General features: G+C 49.1%; 22 protein-coding genes, 1 other RNA gene and 1 other annotated feature. Of the genes, 4 read left to right on the top strand and 19 right to left on the bottom strand.

The window, feature by feature from the left end:
- Positions 1–199: 199 nt before the first annotated feature.
- A complete protein-coding gene (locus HP568_RS06895; protein WP_048032159.1) occupies positions 200–886 on the top strand; it encodes a TerC family protein in 687 nt (228 codons plus the stop codon).
- A gap of 115 nt (positions 887–1,001) precedes the next feature.
- Here HP568_RS06895 and HP568_RS06890 read toward each other — a convergent pair whose 3' ends face one another.
- From HP568_RS06890 to cymR, 7 genes are all read right to left on the bottom strand, one after another.
- On the bottom strand, positions 1,002–1,196 hold the full coding sequence (locus tag HP568_RS06890; RefSeq protein ID WP_235617730.1) for a hypothetical protein: 195 nt from the start codon (positions 1,194–1,196) through the stop codon (positions 1,002–1,004).
- Positions 1,197–1,223: 27 nt separating this feature from the next.
- Positions 1,224–1,430 (bottom strand): hypothetical protein, encoded by a 207-nt coding sequence (locus HP568_RS06885; RefSeq protein WP_012685613.1) that lies wholly within the window; start codon positions 1,428–1,430, stop codon positions 1,224–1,226.
- Positions 1,431–1,465: 35 nt separating this feature from the next.
- Positions 1,466–1,945: a PRC-barrel domain-containing protein gene (locus HP568_RS06880; protein ID WP_048032157.1), complete on the bottom strand. Its 480-nt coding sequence runs from the start codon at positions 1,943–1,945 to the stop codon at positions 1,466–1,468.
- Positions 1,946–2,019: 74 nt separating this feature from the next.
- A complete protein-coding gene (gene recD2 / locus HP568_RS06875; RefSeq protein WP_173628709.1) occupies positions 2,020–4,281 on the bottom strand; it encodes an SF1B family DNA helicase RecD2 in 2,262 nt (753 codons plus the stop codon).
- Positions 4,282–4,361: 80 nt separating this feature from the next.
- Positions 4,362–6,026 carry a methyl-accepting chemotaxis protein gene (locus tag HP568_RS06870; protein WP_048032155.1) on the bottom strand — a complete coding sequence of 555 codons (1,665 nt, stop codon included), beginning with the start codon at positions 6,024–6,026 and terminating at the stop codon, positions 4,362–4,364.
- Between the two features lie 170 nt (positions 6,027–6,196).
- On the bottom strand, positions 6,197–7,342 hold the full coding sequence (locus HP568_RS06865; RefSeq protein WP_173628708.1) for a cysteine desulfurase family protein: 1,146 nt from the start codon (positions 7,340–7,342) through the stop codon (positions 6,197–6,199).
- 27 nt (positions 7,343–7,369) lie between these two features.
- Complete coding sequence (gene cymR, locus HP568_RS06860; protein WP_048032153.1) at positions 7,370–7,789, bottom strand: cysteine metabolism transcriptional regulator CymR; 420 nt, start codon at positions 7,787–7,789, stop codon at positions 7,370–7,372.
- 97 nt (positions 7,790–7,886) lie between these two features.
- Between cymR and HP568_RS06855 the strand changes: the two genes are divergently transcribed.
- Entirely contained in the window at positions 7,887–8,060 is a 174-nt protein-coding gene (locus HP568_RS06855) for a hypothetical protein (RefSeq protein WP_016739245.1), read from the top strand.
- A gap of 17 nt (positions 8,061–8,077) precedes the next feature.
- Here HP568_RS06855 and HP568_RS06850 read toward each other — a convergent pair whose 3' ends face one another.
- The 7 genes from HP568_RS06850 to HP568_RS06820 form a co-directional block, all read right to left on the bottom strand.
- A complete protein-coding gene (locus HP568_RS06850; protein WP_048032152.1) occupies positions 8,078–9,436 on the bottom strand; it encodes a replication-associated recombination protein A in 1,359 nt (452 codons plus the stop codon).
- A gap of 6 nt (positions 9,437–9,442) precedes the next feature.
- A complete protein-coding gene (locus HP568_RS06845; protein WP_048032151.1) occupies positions 9,443–10,198 on the bottom strand; it encodes a tRNA threonylcarbamoyladenosine dehydratase in 756 nt (251 codons plus the stop codon).
- A 93-nt stretch (positions 10,199–10,291) separates the two neighbouring features.
- Positions 10,292–10,473: non-coding RNA, 6S RNA (gene ssrS, locus HP568_RS06840), on the bottom strand.
- A 50-nt stretch (positions 10,474–10,523) separates the two neighbouring features.
- Positions 10,524–12,314 (bottom strand): aspartate--tRNA ligase, encoded by a 1,791-nt coding sequence (aspS, locus tag HP568_RS06835; protein WP_048032150.1) that lies wholly within the window; start codon positions 12,312–12,314, stop codon positions 10,524–10,526.
- A gap of 24 nt (positions 12,315–12,338) precedes the next feature.
- Positions 12,339–13,613, bottom strand: a complete 1,275-nt coding sequence (gene hisS / locus HP568_RS06830; protein ID WP_048032149.1) for a histidine--tRNA ligase — start codon at positions 13,611–13,613, stop codon at positions 12,339–12,341.
- A 125-nt stretch (positions 13,614–13,738) separates the two neighbouring features.
- Positions 13,739–13,996: a binding site (T-box leader), on the bottom strand.
- A gap of 252 nt (positions 13,997–14,248) precedes the next feature.
- Positions 14,249–15,772: a coproporphyrinogen III oxidase gene (locus HP568_RS06825; RefSeq protein ID WP_173628707.1), complete on the bottom strand. Its 1,524-nt coding sequence runs from the start codon at positions 15,770–15,772 to the stop codon at positions 14,249–14,251.
- Between the two features lie 107 nt (positions 15,773–15,879).
- Positions 15,880–16,050 (bottom strand): hypothetical protein, encoded by a 171-nt coding sequence (locus HP568_RS06820; RefSeq protein ID WP_173628706.1) that lies wholly within the window; start codon positions 16,048–16,050, stop codon positions 15,880–15,882.
- Positions 16,051–16,205: 155 nt separating this feature from the next.
- On the opposite strand from HP568_RS06820, the gene HP568_RS06815 reads away from it, so the two are divergent.
- Together HP568_RS06815 and HP568_RS06810 are read left to right on the top strand one after the other, a co-directional pair.
- Complete coding sequence (locus tag HP568_RS06815) at positions 16,206–18,095, top strand: N-acetylmuramoyl-L-alanine amidase family protein (RefSeq protein WP_173628705.1); 1,890 nt, start codon at positions 16,206–16,208, stop codon at positions 18,093–18,095.
- Positions 18,096–18,330: 235 nt separating this feature from the next.
- Positions 18,331–18,825, top strand: coding sequence for a DinB family protein (locus tag HP568_RS06810; RefSeq protein ID WP_173628803.1), 495 nt, complete (start codon positions 18,331–18,333; stop codon positions 18,823–18,825).
- Between the two features lie 72 nt (positions 18,826–18,897).
- On the opposite strand, the gene HP568_RS06805 is transcribed toward HP568_RS06810, so the two are convergent.
- The 5 genes from HP568_RS06805 to HP568_RS06785 form a co-directional block, all read right to left on the bottom strand.
- Positions 18,898–19,449, bottom strand: coding sequence for a short-chain dehydrogenase (locus HP568_RS06805; RefSeq protein ID WP_048032146.1), 552 nt, complete (start codon positions 19,447–19,449; stop codon positions 18,898–18,900).
- A gap of 25 nt (positions 19,450–19,474) precedes the next feature.
- Positions 19,475–19,912: a D-aminoacyl-tRNA deacylase gene (gene dtd / locus HP568_RS06800; RefSeq protein WP_173628704.1), complete on the bottom strand. Its 438-nt coding sequence runs from the start codon at positions 19,910–19,912 to the stop codon at positions 19,475–19,477.
- Between the two features lie 51 nt (positions 19,913–19,963).
- Positions 19,964–22,135, bottom strand: a complete 2,172-nt coding sequence (locus HP568_RS06795) for a RelA/SpoT family protein (RefSeq protein WP_048032144.1) — start codon at positions 22,133–22,135, stop codon at positions 19,964–19,966.
- 383 nt (positions 22,136–22,518) lie between these two features.
- The gene (locus HP568_RS06790) at positions 22,519–23,031 is read right to left on the bottom strand and encodes an adenine phosphoribosyltransferase (RefSeq protein ID WP_017247577.1); all 513 of its coding nucleotides are present in this window, start codon (positions 23,029–23,031) and stop codon (positions 22,519–22,521) included.
- 12 nt (positions 23,032–23,043) lie between these two features.
- Positions 23,044–23,467 (bottom strand): single-stranded-DNA-specific exonuclease C-terminal domain-containing protein (locus tag HP568_RS06785; protein ID WP_173628703.1); only part of this gene is annotated, 424 nt, incomplete at its 5' end.

Genomic DNA, 23,467 nt, shown 5'->3' with positions numbered 1-23,467 from the left:
GTTGGCAACATTTTCGTAAATGTTGTAAGCAAGACCTTTGCCGGCCAGGTAAAAGGTCTATTTTTGTTTTTCAAATGACCTTTTCCTGTCCCGGGAAAGGTCGTTTTCTTTTTCGCCCCTTTACACACACTATAGGAGGTATCAAGAAAACGGCCAGCGGATTATTCGCTTCCAAAATGGATTAGGAGGAGGAAGAGAAATGGATTTATTGTTAAGCCCTGAGTTTTGGACCGCATTACTTTCTATCGTTATTATCGACCTGGTGCTGGCCGGGGACAATGCCCTCGTCATCGGGATGGCGGCTCGTAACCTGCCTGCTCATCAGCAAAAGCAAGCGATCATATGGGGAACCGTTGGTGCAATTGTCATTCGTGCATTGGCGACACTCGCTGTCGTTTGGTTGTTGAAGATTCCTGGTCTGCTACTTGTAGGTGGTTTGATTCTCATTTGGATCGCCCTCAAGTTGCTGATTCAAGATAATGGTCATGAGAATATGAAGGCAAGCGGATCACTTGGAGCAGCGATTTGGACGATTATCGTAGCCGACACAGTAATGGGCTTGGATAACGTTATCGCGGTTGCTGGTGCCGCACATGGTGATTTCCTTCTGGTAGTTATCGGTTTGATCATCAGTGTTCCGATCATGGTATGGGGTAGCACATTGATCTTGAAGCTGATCGAGAAATATCCGATTGTGATATATATCGGTTCTGCCGTATTGGCGTATACCGCTGCGAGCATGGTAACAAGCGAGAAGTTCCTCACACCATTCTTTGCCGCTTATCCTTGGGTGAAATGGGTATTCATCGTAGCTGTTGTGGTTGGTGTCCTGTTGATCGGACGCATGAAAAGCCAACAGCAAAAACGCTTGGCAGAACAATCTTAATGCAAAGCAAGGCTCCGTCGTTTCCGCGACGGAGCTTTTTCATGTACGTAGAAAAAAAGCACCCGAACACAGTGTATGTTCGGGTGTTTATTTACGTTCCACTGCACATTTTGTGTTAACGAGTAACGGCACGCATCAGCTTGCGACCTGATTTCCACATACGCGTCATATCACGCATGGAGAAGGGCAACTGATTCCAATTCAATGAAAACCGACTGCGACGTCGCGGAGCCATCCAATAACCAATGATCGCCACAATTCCGCTTGTGGCAAGAATCCGCAACAGGCCTCGAATGAACAATCGTGCCACCTCCATTGGTTTTGCCGCTCAAATCCACTACATATTCAAGTGAGCGGTTACTGTCTGTTCCTCAATAAACAGATCGTTGAGCGAATGCAAAGATCCATCTTCCTCAACTTGGTAGACAGAAGCGATCTGCTCATTGGAAACGCTCATTTCTATAAAGCAGTTCCAGCAATAGTATTGATTGGTTCCAATCTTTCCTACGTCTTTGGAACTGCAATTCGGGCATATGACACGCATCACGCTTTTTCCTCCCTTTCACGCCTGGCCACGAACTAGTCCGGCACGATCAGGTTTTCTTCCCCGATGATAACGGATGCTGGTGCAGGGAGGCGCTTTCGTCCTTCCGTAATATCTGCAAGCCAGCCATTCGATAGTTCGTACCCTACAAGTTTCTCCCAGTTGGCTGAAAAGTAAACGTCTTCCAGCCTCCCCAAACACTCTCCGGATGCGGTTATCACCGCTTTTCCTTTTAACTTCGTCTTTCCCGTCACAATGCCGACAGGCTCTAGTCCGGCGAGATGAGGTAAGGGCGTGATCGCGTCTTTTCCCGATACGGTAAGGCAGGACTCCCCGACCGCATGAATATGTTCGGTAGGAATATAGGTACCTGATTGGAACCAGCCCTGTTCGCTCAGCAAGACTCCTCGTACATGCCAAGTGGAGTCGCAAAGAATGTCACGCACGGTTCCAATCGTCTCCCCTGTTTGGAGGCAAACAACTGGCAATCCGACTGCATCCATTGCCTTGCGCATGTGGGACATCCCCCTTCCGCCTTGTTAGTATCAGGCGAAATGAACACGTCCATTCGGCGCAAATGGTTCCAACTTCACTCTTGCTTCAGCCGTTCCTCCAAGTAACTGTACCGTACCCCCTCCTCATCAGACTCTACAGCAGCACGGAACGCATCCGGCTCTCCACACATGATGAGGAATGATTTGCTCCGGGTAATCCCGGTATAGACCAGCTTACGTCTGAGCATACGATAGTAGCTTTTGACAAACGGCATGATCACAATCGGAAATTCGCTGCCTTGAGACTTATGCACCGAGCAGCAGTAGGCAAGCGTCAGCTGATGATAATCCGAACGCTTGTACACCACTTCCCTGTTATCAAAGGCAGCGACCAACATCTCCTGGTTCTCCGCATTTTCATTCGGGAAAAAGATGGCGACGATCTCACCCATGTCACCGTTAAACACCTGTTCTTCAGCATTGTTCACTAATTGCAGGACCTTGTCTCCTGTACGGAAAGTCGTCTCTCCGAAAGTAACTTCACGCTTTTGCGGCGTTTTTGGATTAAACAACTCCTGCAATTCTTCATTCAACCGGTTCACACCGGCATTACCTTTATAGATAGGGGCTAATACCTGAACATCTTTTGCCGTATATCCTTTTTTTACGGCTCCGAAGCAAATTTGTTTCACTGCTTCCGGAACTTCTTGTGGCAAACTTGTGAAGAATCGCCGATCCGGGGTGGTGTGAAGCAAATCTGCCGGTACATTCCCCTTTCGTACATCATGGGCCAACCGAATAATCGTGGACTCTTCTGCTTGCCGATAAATTTCTGTCAGCTGTACCAACGGCAGCAATTCAGATCGAATCATATCCAACAGGACGTTGCCCGGTCCTACGGAAGGCAACTGGTCAGGGTCACCAACCATGATGATCTGCATGTCGTCTGGGACCGCACGAAACAATTGATTGGCGAGCCAGATATCGACCATGGACATTTCATCCACAATTAATAGCCGACCACGGATTGGGTGCTCCGCGTCATGCTCAAAGCTCTCCCCTTTGTAACCGAGCAAGCGATGGATGGTCATTGCTGGTAAACCCGTAGTCTCTGTCATACGTTTTGCTGCACGTCCAGTAGGAGCCACAAGAACGATCGGGAACGGATTTTCTTCGTTGTATTTTTTCAAGTCCAAAGACAATCCATGGAGCTGAGAAAAGACGCGACATATCCCGCGAATGACTGTCGTTTTCCCCGTACCAGGTCCACCTGTCAACAGCATCAGACCCGCTTTGATCGCCTGTTCAATGGCATCACGCTGCGTCTGGGCATACGTAATCCCCAGCTCATCCTCGACCGCCCCTAACGCACGGTAAAATTCTGATGTCGGGAACGTACCGAATTCATCCCGCTCAGCGAAGTGGCGCAGTCTTTTGGCAAGACCGAGCTCGGCAAAAAACAGCGAGGGCAAATACACCCGCTCATCTTCCCAGGCAATCTTACTCGACACAAACAGAGCTTCCACGGCCAGTTGAATATCGTCTCCAGAAAAGTCGTGCCCCCCGCACTCTTCGAGAAGGCGCAGTGTTTTTTCACAAAGCTCCTCCACAGGCAAATAAACATGTCCTTCTGAATACGAAGCCTCCTGCAAGACAAAGAGAGCCGCTGCCTTCACCCGTTCTTCTGAGGAAGCAGCAATTCCTGTTGCTCGTGCAATGTCATCTGCCCGCTTAAAGCCGATTCCTACGACATCCTCGATCAACCGGTAAGGCTCTTCCTTCAGCACTGTCATCGTTTCCAGCTTGTAGGTCTGATAAATACGCAGCGCCATGTTCACACCAATGCCGAAGTCATACAAGAAAACCATGGCACTTTCCAAGGAACGATGCTCGACTACTGAATCGTAGATCGTTTTGGCACGTTGTTCAGAAATGCCGGGTACCTCAGCCAATCGCTCCGGGAAGTCCGCGATAATCGACAGCGCATCTACCCCGAGCTGCTCGACAATTCGTTTGGCCATCTTCTTTCCGATCCCTTGAAACAAGCCACTGGCTAAGTATCGCTCAACCCCAGCCAATGTTTTCGGCGTTTCACGTTCATAGCGCTTTGCTACGTACTGCTGGCCAAAACGAGGATGTGTCTTCCATTCACCGTAAAAGGTGTACAGCTCGTCTGGATGCGGGCGAGGAAAATTCCCGACTATAATGACCTCCGATTCTTTAATCGATTCGGTAGTCTCTTCTATCTTAAGACGGATAACTCCGTACCACGTTTCTTCCTTGTAAAAAATTTCTTGAGAAACAAATCCTCGAATGAAGCTTTCCGCAAACAGCGAGATTGACTGCTGCTCGTCCATCTAAACGCCTCCTTACATAAAAACCGTTCCAGAAAGGAAAAATCCACTTCTCTCGAAAGTGGATTTCTCATATGCTCGTCTTAAATTGTAAATCGTTTTACTTGTTCTGACAACTGCTCAGCCATTTTCGCAAGCGTTTCCGATGCTGCTGTCATTTCCTCGGAGGTTGCTAACTGTTCTTCAGACGCTGCTGCCACTTCCTGTGTATCTCTGGCCGCTGTTTCTGCAAGTCCTGCTATTTTTTCAGAGTGACTCACCAATTGGACTGTATCTCGATGAATCGCTTGGGCTGCATCGTTCATACGATGTACTTGCTGGCTGACGTCTTGAACGGCCACCAGGATTTGGTGGAAGCCATCTCCTGCCTGGGCCACTCCTTCGCGTCCATCCTGTATAGCGACAGCAGTCGTTCCCATTTCCGACACAGCCGCGAGAATATCTGTGTGGATCGTATGAATCAAGCCTGCGATCTCTTCTGCCGCCTCACCCGATTGCTCAGCCAGCTTACGTACCTCCTGGGCCACAACCGCAAAGCCGCGTCCCTGTTCCCCCGCCCGTGCTGCCTCGATGGCGGCATTCAAAGCCAATAGATTCGTCTGGTTGGATATTTGACGAATGGTCGTGATGATTCCGATGATTTGCTCGGATTGAGAGCCAAGCTCGCGGATAACCTGCTCCGTTCGACGGGCATGATCCGTGATTTGATCCATTTCTTGTACGAGCTCTTGCAGCTTGCCTTCCCCAACCTGTGCTAATCGATTCGCGTCTGTGGCATCAGCATTTACTTGAGAGGTCGAGGCCGCAATGAGTTGGATATCTCCACCGATGCGAGATAAAAAGCGTACTGTATCTGTCACTGTTTGTTTTTGTTGTTCGGAACCCGTAGCGATTTCCGAGGAAGCCATGGAAATCTGTTCGGAAGCACGTGCACTTTCTGTCGCACTCGCTGTTAATTCTTCCGAAGCTGCCGCGACCTGCTGGGCTACTCGCTGCACCTCGTTGACCATGCCGCGAAATACCCCCATCATCTCATTGTACATCGACGATAATTCCCCAAGCTCGTCCCGGGAACGGACAGTCACTTGGGTGGTTAAATCTCCTGTCTCTGCACGCTTCATTGCCAATACCAGCTCTTTTAGCGGTCGAACGAGCTTGTTGACAATAAAAATACCTGTGACCAGCGCTAAGGTGGCACTTATCAGGTTGAGGAGAAACATCATCGGACGACTGCTCTCAATCGTCGTCAGCAAATCATTCTCGTAGCTGCCAATGACTAGTATCCACCCGTTCGGTAGCTGCTTATAGGCCGCCACTTTGGTAGAGCCTCCGAATTCATATTCGATCCAGCCGTTTTTTTGAGCGAGCATGACTTGCGTGAATTCTTCATTCGCCAAAGAGGTATTCTCGACTTTCGGGTCTGGATGAAAGATGGCAATTCCACTCGCATCCAAGATATAGGCGTAGCCAACCATACCATTTGGCTTGTAGTAGTCTTCCGCCACCTCGCGTGTTATTTCGTTAATTTTCTGTCTGTTTCCCTCACTAATCGTTGCCTCTTGAGCGTAAACAGCCAGTTCACGTGCCTTCATTTCCGTTATGTATCGCAAGTCAGATACCGCCAGTTTATATAGCGCACTGCGTGCATTTTCAAATTGGATATAGCCGACGACCATTAGTGGGAGCATGGTTAGGATCAGTATCGTAAACACCAGTTTGTAGCGAATAGAGTAGCGTCTGGCCAACATGAAAGTCCTCTCCTTATCGGATGGTCCGAGTTGTATAGTTCTTCAGGAATAGTACTACAGAATTATTTTACCATCCTCTTCCACAATTCACCACCAAACTCCAATAAGAAACCAACTTTTGCTCAAATGAAAAAAACCGCTTGGCTTATCCAAACGGCTTTCACCCTTCGTTATTCACGAACCAAACGTTTTACAATCGCAGCAATCATTATAGCAGCCTGCTTCGCCTCTTCCACTGTATTCGTAATCCCAAAGCTAAAACGAATAGCTGAAAGAGCAACCTTATCGTCCAAGTGCATCGCTTTCAGAACATGTGACAGCTCTAATGATCCGGATGTACAAGCTGAGCCACTCGCGGCTGCAATCTTGGCGATATCCAGATTCATCAGCATGGTTTCTGTATGGGCACCAGGGAAGGACACATTTAAAATATGCGGCAATGCCTGTTCGCTATGTCCATTCAAGCAGAACGTAATTCCTGCTTCCTGCCAGACTGCGATCATCGCAGCTTTCATCTGCTCATACTTTTCAACCCGCTCGGCCATTTCCTCTCCAGCGACCTTTGTCGCTTCGGCAAACCCAACAATCCCAGCCAGGTTTTCCGTTCCCGCTCTGCGTTTGCGCTCTTGTGAACCGCCGTGCAAAATCGGGGAAAACGGAACCTTACGCGCTAAATACAAAGCGCCGACTCCTTTTGGACCATTAATTTTATGAGCGGATACCGAGAGCATATCCACAGGCAGCTTTCGTGCATGGACAGGCAGTACACCAAAAGCCTGTACGGCATCCGTATGAAAAACAATCCCTTTTTCCCGCAGGAAGGTACCGATTTCCTCGATTGGCTGGATCGTTCCTACTTCGTTGTTCCCGTACATAATGGACACCAGTACCGTATCTGGGCGAACCGCTTGTTTCAGGTCTTCCAAGCAAACCATGCCTGTCTGGTCAACAGGCAGGTACGTCACTTCAAATCCTGCCTGCTCCAAAAATTCACAAGCATGCAAGACTGCATGGTGCTCGATTTGCGAAGTAATGACGTGACGACCACGTTCGCGCTGTGCCATTGCAGCACCGATGATGGCCATATTGTCCGCTTCTGTCCCGCCACTCGTAAAGATGAGCGATTGCGGATCAGCATCCATAAAGTCGGCAATCGTGTCTCTCGCATGCTCCAACGCTTTTCGCGCTTCGCGACCTGCACCATGGACACTGGATGGATTCCCGTAAACTTGAGTCAAATAGGGAGTCATAGCAGCAACAACCCGCGGATGTACAGGCGTAGTAGCTGCATGGTCAAAATACATTAGATCTGACACTGCTGTCACCTTCTACCAACTTATATTCTAGATGTAAAACATATAATTATCAGCAGGACCATCGCCTTCAAAACTGATCAAGTCTTGAAGTGAAGTCGAATCCAGAACAGCAGAAATACTATCCCGAATACGCAGCCATAAAAAACGCTTAGCCGGATCTTCTTCCTCTGCAAATTCCACAGGGCTGATCGGCCCTTCCAGCACGCGAATCACATCGCCAGCAGAAATCTCATCCGGCTGTTTCGCCAGAACATAACCGCCATATGCGCCGCGAATGCTTTTTACCAAACCCGCGTTACGCAGAGGTGCAATCAATTGCTCCAAATAATGCTCGGACAAATCGTGTTTTTGGGCGATGCTCCGCAGTGAAGTCGGCCCTTCTCCGCAACGGTTGGCCAATTCCATCATGATCGTCAGCCCGTAACGTCCTTTCGTCGAAATCTTCACGTTAACAACTCTCCTCTTTGTATCGGTAATACGCGCCCGCCCCCTACATGTCTTCTGTATCGAGGGACACACTAACATCTTAGGGGGTGATATGCAGATGACAACGAACAAACGCTCGGAACGAGGTCCCAACCACCCGTCCGAAACCTTGTACGACCAACCCGCAGGCACGATTGCTCACAAAGCCCGTTACGGTGCGAGTGAGCAGAGCAAACAGCCGAATGAAAACGGTGATTTGCCCAATAAACCAGGCGGAAATGTCCGCACGTAAATGTTAGCTCCCCCTATTTATTCGGGGGAGTTTTTCCTTGGCAATCCACGTTCATCCATCTTCTGTCTTTCTTCCTGGAAGCGGCGAATGTGACGCTCATAGCCGTGGTCCTTTGGCTGGTAGAACGAGTAGTTTACACCGTCAGGCAGATACTGTTGAGGTACATAGCCATATGGATAGTTATGCGGATACAGATATCCCTGACCGTGTCCCAGCTTCGCAGCTCCCTTGTAAGCAGAATCTCGCAGATGAATCGGCACTTGCTTGTGACCATCCGTTCGGATACGATCCAACGCAGAATTAATTCCGTTGTAAGCGGCATTGCTTTTGGGGGCGGTTGCCAGGTACGTCGTCGCTTGTGCTAAAGGGATACGCCCTTCAGGCATTCCCACCAATTCTACCGCCTGAAAGCAGGAAATCGCAACTGTGATCGCTTGCGGGTCAGCATTTCCGATGTCCTCTGAAGCCGAAATGACCAAACGGCGAGAAATGAACCGTGGATCTTCTCCGGCATCGATCATTCTCGCTAGCCAGTAAAGAGCTGCGTCCGGATCAGAACCACGAATGGATTTAATAAAAGCAGAGATCGTGTCGTAATGGTTGTCCCCACTCTTATCGTAGCGTACAGCCCTGCGCTGAATGGATTCTACGGCGACGTCCAGCGTCACTGTAATGCGTCCATCCACACCTGGTTGCGTCGTTGTCACTGCCAGTTCCAATGCGTTCAGCAAACGTCTGGCATCCCCTTCGGCATATTGAATCAAATGCTCTGCCGCTTCCGGTTCAACGGTGACAAATAGCTCCGCCAATCCATTTTCTTCATCACGAAGTGCCCGATCCATGACCTGCTTCAATTCCTCATGGGAAAGCGATTGAAGGGAAAACACTTGTGAACGCGACAAAAGCGCCGGATTCACCTCGAAAAAAGGATTCTCCGTCGTGGCGCCAATCAAAATGATTGTGCCTTCCTCCACATAAGGAAGAAGGGCGTCCTGTTGCGATTTGTTGAAGCGGTGAATCTCGTCTACGAACAACGTTGTCCGCTGACTGTCCATGACGAGCCGCTCCTTTGCCGCATCTACCACTTTGCGGATGTCAGCGACACCAGCCGTAACGGCATTTAACTCAGAGAAATGCGTGCGTGTGGTTCGAGCAATGACTTTTGCCAGCGTTGTTTTCCCTGTACCTGGAGGTCCGTAAAAAATGACAGAGGACACTTGATCTGCTTCAATCGCGCGTCGGAGCAGCTTTCCAGGAGCCAAAATATGCGATTGCCCGATTACATCCTGAATCGTTTGCGGCCGCATCCGTGCAGCCAATGGCTTCTGTTTGCCACCACCCTGCTGGTCGTAGGCAAACGTGAATAAATCATCCATGTTCCACTATCCTTTTACAGGCTGCCACTCCAAAATATCTCTTGCCACTACACTGGCTAAAATTAAACCAGCCACAGAAGGCACGAAAGCATTACTTGCTGGAGGCATCCGCACTTTGCTAATCGGTGAATCCGGGTTGGAAACGATCTGTTCGCGTACATCTACACGTACGGTGACGGGAATCTCACGGGAGTATACAACTTTTACCCCTTTGTAGATACCGCTTTTCCGCAGCTCACGACGAATGACCTTTGCAATCGGATCATAACTCGTTTGGGAAATATCGGCAACCTCAAAACGGGTCGGGTCCATTTTGTTGGCCGCACCCATGCTAGAGATAATAGGGATATTGCGGCGCTTTGCTTCTTTAATTACATGGAGCTTCGCGGACATGGTGTCCATGGCATCCACGATGTAATCCAGTTCATGCTCAAACAGCTCATGTGCTGTTTCTTCATTGTAGAACATATGGAGAGTTACGACCTCGCACTCCGGATTGATCGTCGCAATACGCTCCTTCATGAGCTCAGCCTTTTTTTGACCAACTGTGTTCAGAGTCGCATGGATTTGGCGGTTGATGTTCGTGATGTCTACTACATCCTTATCTACCAAAACGAGCTTGCCTACACCTGTACGCGCGAGTGCTTCTACTGTAAAGGAACCAACTCCGCCAATTCCTAATACAGCAACGCGGCTATTTTTCATTTTTTCCAAACCTTCAGGACCGAAGGCCAATTCACAACGAGAAAATTGATGAAGCATATTTCGTGTCACCTTTCATTCGCAAGCGAGATTATTGGGCAGTTCAACGCGCAACTTATAGTCAATCGGAAAAGTAGGATTGAAGTAGAAAAAAGGAGCCCCATTATGCCGTGTTGCTCCTTAGTTTTGAACCTGCTCATCGCAGGTGGGTGTCTTGCCGAACTGTTACAGACGTCCACTCTAAGGAGGCATGCCTTTACAATCACGGACGAAAAACTCCCTAAACAAACTTTGTGGCTCAAAACTATCGGATGTCACGGGCATCGCAGGGCTTTCATCATAGTATTACCAATGTATCAAAGAGCAATGCAGTTGCGCAAGTCGATTACGCTTCCACCTTTTCTTCTTCTGTGACAATTGTTGCAATGGACAGCTCTTTCAATTGTTTTCCGTCTACTACATCTGGAGCGTTTACCATCAGGTCGCTCGCACTTGCTGTTTTTGGGAATGCGATGACTTCGCGCAGGTTAGTGCGGCCAGCCAAAAGCATAATCAGGCGGTCCAAGCCAAGAGCGATTCCACCGTGTGGAGGTGTACCGTATTCGAATGCATCCATGAGGAAGCCGAATTGTTTACGCGCCTCTTCGAGGGTAAAGCCAAGTGTAGTAAACATTTTTTCTTGCACGTCGCGCTTGAAGATCCGCATGGAACCTCCGCCGAGCTCGTATCCGTTGAGAACCATGTCGTACGCTTGTGCACGCATTTGACCTGGATCAGTATCGAACAGGTGCAAGTCTTCGTCTTTTGGACGTGTGAACGGATGGTGCAGGGCAACGTAGCGTTTTGCATCCTCATCCCACTCAACCAGCGGGAAGTCTACTACCCAGAGGAATGCGAACTGGCTTTGGTCAATCAGACCGAGTTCAGCACCCAGCTTGGAACGAAGAGCACCCAGTGCATCTGCTACCACTTTTGGTTTGTCAGCAACGAACAGGAGCAAGTCGCCTTCTTCCACTGCCAAGCGTGCTTTCATCTCGTTAAGTTCTTCTTCTTTAAAGAACTTCGCAATTGGCCCTTTGACTTCGCCATCTTTGAAGCCGATCCAAGCCAAGCCTTTCGCACCATAACGGGAAGCGAATTTGCCCAGGTCGTCTGCTTCTTTACGGGAGTAGTGTCCGCACCCTTTTGCGTTGATCGCTTTTACTTGTCCGCCACCAGCTACTGCTGCTGCAAACACCTTGAAGTCACTTGTCGCAACCAGATCAGATACGTCTGTCAGCTCCATGCCGAAGCGTACGTCTGGTTTGTCAGAACCGTAACGCGCCATTGCATCCGCATACGTGAGACGAGGGAATGGAGTCGGTACGTCTACACCAACCGTTTGCTTGAATACGTGAGCGACCATCTTTTCCATCATTGGCAGGATTTCTTCCATAGACAGGAAAGAGGTTTCAATGTCCACTTGGGTAAATTCAGGCTGACGGTCAGCACGCAGGTCTTCGTCACGGAAGCAACGTGCGATTTGGTAATAGCGCTCCAAACCGGATACCATCAAAAGCTGTTTAAACAACTGTGGCGATTGCGGCAGTGCGTAGAACTCTCCTGGATGTACACGGGAAGGCACGAGGTAGTCGCGTGCGCCCTCAGGAGTGCTCTTCTGGAGAATTGGTGTCTCTACTTCCACGAAGTTGTTCTCATCCAGGTAGTCACGGAACGCTTTCGCTGCTTTGCTGCGCAAAATCAGGGAGCGCTGCATTTCTGGACGGCGCAAGTCCAGGTAGCGGTATTTCAGACGAACTTGTTCATCTACATCGATCTCGTCTTCAATCAGGAACGGAGGCGTTTTTGCATCGTTCAGGATTTCGATTTCAGAGATGTGCACTTCTACTTCGCCGGTTTTCAGCTTCGGATTGACTGCTTCCGGTGCACGGTTTACCACTTTCCCTTTTACAACCAGTACGTATTCGCTGCGAACCTTGTCAGCCGCTTCCCAAGCTTCTTTGTTGTACTCCGGGTTGAATACGATTTGAACGATACCTGTGCGGTCACGGAAGTCGATGAAGATGACGCCTCCGAGGTCACGACGCTTTTGTACCCAGCCGTTCAGTACGACTTCCTGCCCAACGTGTGCTGTTGTTACTTCTCCACCATGTACGGTGCGATATTGCCAAGACATGATCATTTCCCCCAACGATTTGTTTTATTGATTTACTTTTGCAGCGAGTACCGAAACAAGTTCCTCGCGTTTCACTTCTTGTTGCTCGCCTGTTGCCATTTCCTTCAGAACAACCGTGCCATTTGCCAATTCAGACTCACCGATGATCGCGGTAAAACGAGCCTGTAGACGATCTGCTTGCTTTAGCTGTGCTTTCATTTTCCGATCCAGATAATCCAGCTCAGCCGCAATCCCTGCTTGGCGCAATTGGTCGACGAGTACGAAAGCTGTTGTTTTTGCTTCTGGTGTCTGCACCACTACGAAGCAGTCGATGCCACCCGAGATCGGCAGTTGAACACCTTGCTTTTCCAGTGCCAACAGCAGACGCTCGATACTGAGTGCGAAGCCGATGCCCGGCATATCGTCACCGCCGAGCTCTGCAACCAGTCCGTTGTAACGACCACCGCCACAAAGCGTTTCTACCGCACCGATCTCTGCCATTTTGATTTCAAATGCGGTCAGCGTGTAGTAATCCAAGCCGCGAACCAGACGTGGATTTACATGAAACGGAATATCCAGCGCGGTCAAATAGTTTTGTACGGCTTCGAAGTGTGCCGCAGATTCTTCGCTCAAGTAGTCCAAAATGGACGGAGCGTCCATCGTCAGTCTTTTGCATGTTTCATTTTTGCAATCGAGCACACGCAGCGGATTGCGATCGATACGAGATTGGCAATCCTCGCACAGCTCGGAGCGAACACCGTTCAAATGTGCGAGCAAATGCTCACGGTGACGCGCTCTGTCTTCTACCGTACCTACGCTGTTCAATTCCACAGAAAGTCCTGTCAATCCGAGCTCCTGATACAGTCGAATCGCAAGGCCAATGACTTCTGCATCAATCGCTGGATCGCTTGAACCGATCGCTTCTGCACCGAATTGGACGAATTGGCGATAGCGGCCTGCTTGCGGACGCTCGTGACGGAACATCGGTCCTAAGTAGTACAGCTTGGTAGGCTGATTAGGCACACCGTACAGCTTGTTTTCCACGTAAGAGCGAACAACACCCGCTGTCCCTTCTGGACGCAGCGTGAGAGCATCCGTACTGCGCGGATTGGCTACACTGTACATTTCTTTTTCCACGATATCCGTGGTCTCGCCTACACCCCGTTGGAACAACTCTGTGCTCTCAAACAGCGGCGTACGAATTTCCGCGTAATTGGAGCGGCGACACAGATCGCGGGCCTTGGCCTCCACGTAGTGCCACAGCTCTACAGTACCAGGCATGATATCCTGCGTACCGCGTGGGATCTGGATTCTTGTCATTCCTCTCGAACCTCCATGTCTTTTCACAAACTCGGGCTAAAGCCAAACCTTCAGGATCAAGGAACCTTTATTTATGACCAAATAAAAAAGTCCCTCGTCTCCTGACATTTAGCAAATCGCCGCATGTCAGGGACGAGAGACTGGTTATACTCCCGTGGTGCCACCCTGTTTGAATAGCCCTACATCACAAAGGCTATCCCACTTATTAGCCGTTAACGCCGGCACACGCCTGCCAGTTACTGGGGAAAGAGATTTCTTTCAGCCGTTCACTGCGGTCTTCAGGGATGTCATTCACCAAGCCGTTATACGAAAGCACTCTCAGCCACGGCGCTTTCTCTCTGGGTATCGGTTCTTTGGATACTTGTTCCCGTCATCAGATCATTGCTTATTCAATAAAAAAGCTTAATGTGAATCATAGCAAACCCGCCAACAGCCGTCAACAGGCGCTCGAATAAAACTTTTTTTAACGTGTAAGAATTTATTAGTGACATACTAATAAATTCTGGAGCGCATAACAAGGTGCCTCAGCGTCTGCTTCTGGCATTACTTCGGTAAAACTTTCCGCAAAAACACGGTCGCTCCTCCTTGAAAAAGCCTCGATAGGGTTTTTTATTAATAACAAGTATATCCATCACTCACTTGCCAGATACCTGCCCAGCCGTTCTCGCACCTGAATAGATTTCATCCAAATCACGGATCTTGTTTTCCACTAGAACCTTGTATGTGTCATTGTACGTTTTCGGGTCCTTTGGATTCGGAAAGCGCGTCAGCTTGCCGCTTCCTGGAGCCATCAGCTTGGATACTGCACCACAGCCGAGACCAAGGATGGTTTGTACCTCTTCCATGATCATGATGTTGTAGATGCTCTCCTGCCCTGGCTGGGCATATCCTACATTCTCCAGATTTCCCAAAATGTTTTTCTGCCGATACAAATAGTACGGGTCATAGCCATTCGCCGCTGTCCACTCGGAGGCCATCTCCATCATCTTGCTAATTTCTTCGCGACTGGCGACCTTGTAGCGCTCTTTGTTCTGCGTCATCTCTGAGGCTCTTTTAAAAGACAGCGTATGCACCGTCAGCGAGGCGGGCATCAGCTTTTCTACCTCTTGGAGGCTGTGGGCCAGCTCGGCTACGCCTTCGTTTGGCAACCCGATGATCAGGTCCATATTAATATTAGTCAAGCCCATCTCCATAGCCAGATGGTATTTCTCAATCGTCTCTTCGACGGTGTGATGACGTCCGATCGCCTGGAGCGTCTCCTGTGTGAACGACTGTGGATTAATGCTGATCCGATCCACTTCCCACTGTTTCATCACATCGAGCTTTTCGCGTGTAATCGTGTCGGGTCTTCCCGCCTCAACTGTCAGCTCACGCACATCTCCCATATGTGGAAAAGAGCGATGCATCGTCTCAAACAGCTGGTTCATGTCATCTGCGGTAATACTTGTAGGGGTTCCGCCACCGAAATAAATGGACGTAATCCGTTGGTCATTCGCACGAAGCCACTCTCCCATCCGCTCCAGCTCGTAATGGAGACCTTCGAGAAACGGATTAACCGAAGCCGTGTGACTGCGAATCGCATAAGCAGGAAACGTACAGTACGCACACTTCGTCGGACAGAATGGGATGCCGATATACACGGACAGTTCGCGATCAATTTGATACAAATCAGGCACGACGTAGAGCTGCTTGTCTACGATTTCTTGCAATAGCTTTAGCTTGTATGGACGCAAAATCACATCCTGCTGCAATCTCCTGTGTGCTTCCTGTCTGTTTACACCAGCGGCGTTCAACTGGTGCAGCAGTTTCGTCGGGCGTATCCCGGTCAAAATACCCCAACCTTGCTCCATACCTGTGTATTCTTCCAGCATCAATAGCAGCGCATAGCAAAGAGCTTGCTTAGCCGTCTTTTTCATCGCTTTTTCATCACGTGCTACGTAGTCTCGCTCCACCTGATGGGAGATGCTTTGCTTGCCATCGTTTAACTCTCCCGAAGCTACGACTCCATTTTCTTGCACGGCCAGTGCCAGCTTGATTTTCAAATTAGCCTCACCTGTCCACTCGGGCACAAAAGTGAGTGCTGGATCTTCATAAAATAACGCGAGAATTAAGGAGAGTTCCCGCTCGAATGCGTGTCCCTCACATATGATCTGTATCATGGAGTTCACCTGCTTTTTTCAAAAATGCCACTCCTCATCATAGCCGACGAGAATTACTCGGGTCAACTAGACAAGTTGTGGCATCGTGTGCAAGGTGGCAAAATCGATCACTTCCGTTTTTGCCGAGGATGTTGGATATCCCGCAAGCCTGGATGAAAATCTTTGGCCATTTCTACATTTTGTAGTGACATTTCTTTCTCTAAATCGTCTTGAAAATCAACAGACAAAAACTGCCGATTCAATCCTTGCGCGAATGTTTCCTTCTTTGACTGTCTCACGATGAATTCCTCCTGAAAAGCTGCGTTCGCTAGCATCTAGTAAAATCTAGTATTGCCTTGCCTGCCGAAAAGCAATCAGGGAACCCATGCAGAACTTTGTCGTATTTTGCAGGAAAAAGCAGGAGAAATAGCGAAGTGATTGTTTTGGTAAAAACATGCAAGATCGCAATGAAATCAAAAAGCTACGTATTTCGGAAAGGATGTCTATCGTGTTTGTTCGTCAAAAGATCCTGAGGAGTCTCCTGACTGTCGTCTGTGCCATTTTCCTCCCCGTTTCTGCAGCTTGGGCCGCCGGTTCTGTTCAGGTCACCGTGGACAAGCTCAATGTCCGTTCAGGTCCTAGCCTCCAAGACACTATCGTCACTACACTGCCGAACAAAACTGTGTTGCCCGTCATCTCCACAAAAAATGACTGGATTCAGGTAAAGCTTCCGAACGGTCAAAGCGGTTGGGTAGCAAACTGGCTCGTCAGCACACAGCAACAGCAACAGAAACCAGCTACTGCATCTGCCAAGCAAGTGGAGAGCAACACGACGAATCTCAATGTTCGTTCTGGACCCGGTCAGACATATGCAGTCGTTCAAACAATCAATCCAGGTACGCGCTACCCCATCGTGCAAAAGAGTGGCGAATGGATCCAAATCCAACTCAACGCAGGAACTAAAGGCTGGGTCGCAAACTGGCTTGTAAAAGAAGTAGGTGCGGGACAAGCAGTTTCTCCTCCCTCTACTGGTAGCACACCCCCAACAACCAATCCTGCGGGTACAGGCTCACAACCGAAGCCTCCCGCCGTACAAGGAGCCAGCCTAACCTTGGATTTCGCTCCGTACGTATACGCCACGCCAGATGCCAGTACACCGGCTATCGGTCAACTACATGCGGGCGAGAAAATCACGGTCTTGAACAGACAAAATGGTTGGATTCAATTCCCTTATGATGGAGTCAACGCTTGGCTCTCCACCGATCAAACGAACCCGGACACTGGTCAACCGACTCTGCCCGAAAATGGAAACGGAAGCACGCAACCTCAGACTGGACAACCGTCTTCTTCAAGTCAAACCGCCACAGTAAAAACGGACGGATTGAATCTGCGTAGTGAACCGAACACAACGAGTGCCATTCAAGCGACACTTCCAGCCGGAAGCACGCTGACTGTTTTGGAAAAACAAGGAGACTGGTACCGCATCAACACGGCGGCCGGAAAAACTGGCTGGGTGGCAGGTTGGCACATTACGGTGAATCAACCAAGTATGCCTACTCCGAGTGGCCCATACGTAACGATTATGAATCCAGATACCAATGTTCGTTCTGGTCCGAGTACCGATCACAATGTTATCAAACAGGTACAGCCTGGCGAAAAATACGGGATTGCCAATAAATCGGGCGAGTGGTTCCAAGTAAACTTCCCTGACGGCTCCACAGGCTACATTGCAGGCTGGCTCGTTTCTGCTAATGGTGCGCCAGCAGTGGTACGCAGTAATGATCTTGCCGGCAAAGTCATCGTCGTCGATGCTGGTCATGGTGGTACAGATGGTGGTTCGACCGGCTCCAGCTTCTCTACTTTAGAGAAAACGGTCAATCTGCAAGTCTCCCTGCTCCTGCGCAACAAGTTGGAAGCAGCAGGTGCCAAAGTCATCATGACACGGGCTGATGATCGCAAATTGACCCTGCAACAGCGCGTCGACATCGCGATTCAAAATCAGGCTGATATTTTTGTCAGCGTCCATCATAATACGCATCCAAACTCAGCAACCAATGGCTCGATTATTTTCTACTACAGCCAAGGTAACTCTAGTAAACTCGCCTCCCTGGTTCAAACGGAGCTGGTGAAAGCGACGAGCTACAAGGACATGAATTATCGATACGGAAACTATTTCGTTCTACGCGAAAACCCGGTGCCATCCATTTTGGCCGAGATCTCCTTCTTATCCAACTACAACGACGAGATTCGCGCACGTTCCGAGAAACAGCAGGATCTTGCAGCGGAAGGTCTGTTCAAAGGGATTGTCCAGTACTTTAATACACAAAGCAATCAGGGAGGCTGATCCCTCTCTTCCACCCCCATGCGAAAGAAGCTGGCTCAAGCTCTCTCGTATGGGGGTTCTTTTATGGCGCGCCCGATTGCATCAAAGCAAGACAGGCAGGAATTCCAAGAGGGTTTGCGAATATCATAAGTCATCGAAAGGAGTGATGACGGATGAAAAATAATCACAACATCAACAAACGTACGGTATGGACGCAGGTGATCACAAGTTAACCTTTGAAAATGGAGTGATTTCTATTAAAACGATGTTTGAGTACAATTGGATCGTTCGTGAAGAATGGCTGAAATGGTGCGAGGATGTCCCCATGGAAGAATTGCTTCGTGCGCGCGTCGGTGGTGTCGGGGGTATTTTGCACACACTGTTCCATGTCATTGATGTAGAGTGGAGCTGGATTCAAGTCATGCTTGGGAGACCTGAATTTCAAGAGAGCTTCGACCTGCACAACCGGTTGGAAAAAGTTCGTGACCTGGAGGCGACTTTTCGCCCGGATGTGCTTCAATTTTTGCGCAATTGGGATGAAAGTATGGAAACAAGAGCCTTTCAGGATACGAAGCCAGACGGAAGCATTGCTACGTACACATGGGGTGAAATTATGCGGCATATGATCGCTCATGAAATCCACCATGTCGGGCAGCTATCCATATGGGCACGAGAAATCGGGAAAAAGCCGATTTCCGCAAACCTGATCGGCAAAAATCTGATCCTCCCTGCAACCACTTTCATTCACTGACCCGATTAGTACTGAAACGACAAAAACGATTGCATCCGGCAATCGTTTTTGTTTTTGACTTCGCTATCTGTGTTACAACGTCGGACGTTTTTCCCACGGCTCGACCTGACCGACAATCATTTGCCGTTCAGTTGTTTGCAGAGCGTCAATCACCCCAACCGCGATTTCATCATTCGTCAGCCAGCGTGAATGCTCATCTGTACATCTAAACCCGAGGACGACTCGCCGATATATACAAACTTCTGATGTAAGTTCTATTGGTGGATTTCTCCAAGCACCGCTCCCACACACATGCAGCAATTGCCAGCGCTTCTCAGGACGCGACAGTTCTTCCACGATCACAGGCAGTGCATGCGGTGCAGTCGAATGAATCCACGCGACAACCACATCCATCGGCCCTCTCTTCTCTACGAGCTCTTCCATAGCCTGACGCAAGCCGTCTGTCTGGTGATAGTCTTGAGGCAGCAAATGAATCGATTCTGGATGAGTGGAACCGTCTCTGACACGGCTTAATTTGACTGGATCACGACCAAGCACGGTTACTTGATAATCTTGGCGAGCCAGCCAGCGGGAGACCTCTGTAAGCATGCCACTAGCACCAATCACCAATGCTTCTTTGGCCATGTTTTCATCCCCCTGATGGTTGTGTTTACGATTCGACAATCAGCGTGACAGGGCCATCATTTAACAGACGTACGTCCATCATTGCGCCAAAGCGTCCTGTTTCCACCTGAAGCCCTTTTTCACGCAGCTTGGCGTTAAATAGCTCGTACAGCGGTTCAGCCTGCTCTGGTCGTGCGGCAGCCATGAAGTTGGGTCTTCTGCCCTTTCTGCAATCACCATACAGCGTAAATTGTGATACGGACAAAATTTGGCCACCCTTGTCTAAAATAGAGAAGTTCATTTTGCCTTCCTCGTCTTCAAAAATACGCAAGTTCGCAATTTTGTCTGCGACAAATTCTACTTCTTTTTCTGTGTCTTCATGCGTAATGCCTACCAGCAGCATTAAGCCGTGTTCAATTTGTCCGACGATCTCTCCTGCTACGGTAACACTCGCTTCTCTCGTTCTTTGTACGACAACCCTCACACTGACTCATCCTTCCTGTTAGCTAAACAAGAACACCCAATCCACAAAGGATCAGGTGCTCAGTATCCGGCGAACCGAATAAATATCTTTGATGCGCTTGATGCGCTCTACTACTTTCAACAGATGATCCACATTGCTAATCGAGATGGTCATATGAATCGTTGCCACTCGATTTTTATCTGACTTGCCACTGACAGCCGCAATGTTTGTCTTTGTCTCTGCCACAACCTGCAATACATCGTTTAACAGTCCGCTCCGATCATTGCCCGTGATCTCGATCTCTACATGGAAATTATGTTTGAAATCGGTATCCCATTCGACATCAATCAAGCGCTCTGTACATTCGTCTGTCAGTACGTTCGGACAGTCCAGTCGATGCACCGATACCCCACGACCTCTTGTAATGAAACCGATAATCTGGTCGCCTGGAACAGGTGTACAGCAACGAGAAATACGGACGAGCAAATTATCCAAGCCACGGACTTTGACGCCAGATTCACTCTTGGCAGAACGGTCTGCTGGATTTGGTTTGACCTCAGGAATCGTCGGGTTTTGTTCTTCGCGCTCCCGACGGAGTTTGTCTACAAGACGAGTCGCAATTTGCGAAGCCGTAATGCCACCATAGCCAACTGCGGCAAACATGTCTTCTGCCCCTTGGAAATTAAACCGGGCTGCCGCTTCCTTCAGGTTTGTTTCCGTCATCGCTTCTTTAATATCAAAGCTACGCGACTTGATCTCCGCTTCCACCATCTGCTGACCTTTGGCGACATTCTCTTCCCGCTTCTCTTTTTTAAACCACTGTTTAATTTTGTTGCGAGCATGCGCGGATTTGGCCATCTTTAGCCAATCCTGACTAGGACCGTACGAATGCTTCGAGGTCAGGATTTCGACGATATCGCCTGTTTTCATCGCATAGTCGAGCGGGACAATCTTGCCGTTCACTTTGGCGCCGATCGTTCTGTTTCCTACCGCAGAGTGAATCCGATAGGAGAAGTCCAGTGGTACAGAGCCTTTCGGCAACTCGACTACATCGCCTTTTGGCGTGAAGACGAAAACCGTATCGGAGAAAAGATCCTGCTTGAGACTCTCCATGAACTCTTGCGCGTTCGGAGCTTCTTCCGATCCACCTTCAATAATCTCCCGCAGACTACCGAGCTTCTCTGCAAAAGAGCCTTGCACGATGCTTTTGCCTTCCTTGTACGCCCAGTGAGCCGCGATCCCGATCTCAGCTGTCTGGTGCATATCCCAAGTGCGGATTTGCACTTCCAATGGCTCACCTTTTGGCCCAATCACTGTGGTATGAAGTGATTGGTACATGTTCGTCTTTGGCATGGCAATGTAATCTTTGAATCTGCCTGGCATCGGCTTCCACAAGGTGTGCACGATACCCAGAACCGCATAACAGTCGCGGATGTCATTCACGATGATCCGCAACGCAAGCAGGTCATAAATCTCGTTGAACTGCTTGTTTTGTCTCGTCATCTTTTTAAAGATGCTGTAGATATGCTTCGGACGTCCCGAAATTTCAGCCTCGATATTTAACTCGCCCAGCTTTTCTCTGATCGTATCCGATGCTTCATTCAGGTAGGCTTCGCGCTCCACCCGTTTCTTTTGCATCAAATTCACAATCCGATAATACTGTTGCGGATTCAAATACCGAAGCGCCGTATCTTCCAATTCCCATTTGACGGAAGCGATCCCCAAGCGATGGGCAAGTGGCGCAAAGATTTCCAGCGTTTCATCGGAAATCTCGCGTTGCTTCTCCTCGGACATGTGCCGAAGTGTCCTCATGTTGTGCAGACGGTCTGCCAGCTTGATCATGATGACGCGGATGTCCTGTGCCATGGCAACCAGCATCTTGCGGTGGTTTTCGGCGAGCTGCTCTTCCTTGGACTTGTATTTAATTTTTTCCAGCTTGGTCACTCCATCTACCAGGAGAGCTACATCCGGTCCGAACTGCTCACGGAGATGATCAAGCGTAATCTCGGTATCTTCCACGACATCATGCAAAAATCCAGCCGCAATCGTAACGGCATCCATGTGCAGGTTTGCAAGAATACCCGCCACAGCGATTGGGTGCATAATGTAAGGAACACCTGATTTGCGTATTTGCCCTTCATGCGCTTTTTCGGCAAGCTGATAGGCACGTGTAATCAGGTCCAAATCCGATTGTGATAAATAGGTGCTTGCTTTTTTTACTACCTCATCAATGCCGGTAATCATAGTTCCCTTCCCTTATCCTCTCAGTAAAATAACCTCGTTCGAGGCCTTCTCACGGAGGAGCGACCGCATTATAGCGGAAAGTTTCACCGAAGTATTGCCGGAAGCAGACGCTGAGGCACTTCGTGATGCGCTCCGGAAAGTTTAAGCCTGGACGCATTTCGCACTGTGAAGCACTTGAACTTTCCTATACGTCTAGAAAACTTGGGCTTTGCCAAGCCTTTTGGCGCAGGCGAAGGCTTACTTGCACGTATCATGTCTGTCTATTTCATACTATTATCTTGTATGTCGTTCGTCTTGTAAAGCTGAATTCCCCTGTAAAGTATGTACAGCCCCAGAAAAAAGAAAAAAACGGGCATTTCACCCGTTTTTCCTTGTTACATCAATTAATATTGAACGAGCGATTTGATAGGAATTTCACCTATTTTGCTACGTCCATCCAAGTAGGACAGTTCGATGAAGAAGGCAGCTCCTACCACTTTGCCTCCGAGTTGCTCAATCAAATTGATTGTTGTCTCAATCGTTCCACCTGTCGCCAGCAAATCGTCAGCAATCAGAACACGCTGACCTGGTTGGATAGCATCTACGTGTACAGCCAGTGCATCTTTTCCATACTCCAGGTCGTAATCCGCCTTGATGGATTCATATGGCAGCTTACCTGACTTGCGGATCGGCACAAAGCCAATTCCCATTTCATACGACAGTGGAGCACCTACTACGAATCCACGTGCTTCTGGACCCGCAATCACGTCTGCTTGTACTTCACGCGCGAACACAGCCAAGTCTTGAATCGCAGCTTTGTAAGCAGGGCCATCCTTCAAGAGAGTAGTGATGTCCTTGAAACGAATACCTGGCTGTGGAAAATCTGGGATAACACGAATGTATTGTTTAAAATCCATGAAAAATTCCTCCTAAACGGTGGTTGGTTCCACCAATTGATGAAGCGCTTGAATCATTGCATCAGAAGAAGAAAGCAATAAATCCGTAGCAAGCTGTGCTTCTTCCTTCCAATTCGCGTAGAGCATAGAGCTCTCGAGCGGTCTTTTCGCAGTGTTGGCCTGCAACGTGTACTGTTCGGCCTCTTCTACTAAAAACTCCAGCTCCATAAAGATGGCAATCATGCCGTCCAATAGATTTCTTTTCCATTGCAGCTTTCTGGCCAATGCATCCATGTGGATTTTTTTAACAGTTGGCACCTGGACGAAAAACTGGTACAACTGTTTAAAATGATCCCGGCCCGGACAGGAAAGCCGCTCCATTCCCAAATCCGGATCACCAAACAAGCAGTATATGCGCTCCGCTTGTTTGAGCAAGACACGAACCACTTCCAATTCG

Source organism: Brevibacillus sp. MS2.2, from assembly GCF_013284345.1.
In the GTDB taxonomy this organism is placed as follows: Bacteria; Bacillota; Bacilli; order Brevibacillales; family Brevibacillaceae; genus Brevibacillus; species Brevibacillus brevis_C.
The sequence above is the reverse complement of the archived record's forward strand: the minus strand, read 5'-3'. Positions and strand labels throughout refer to the sequence as shown.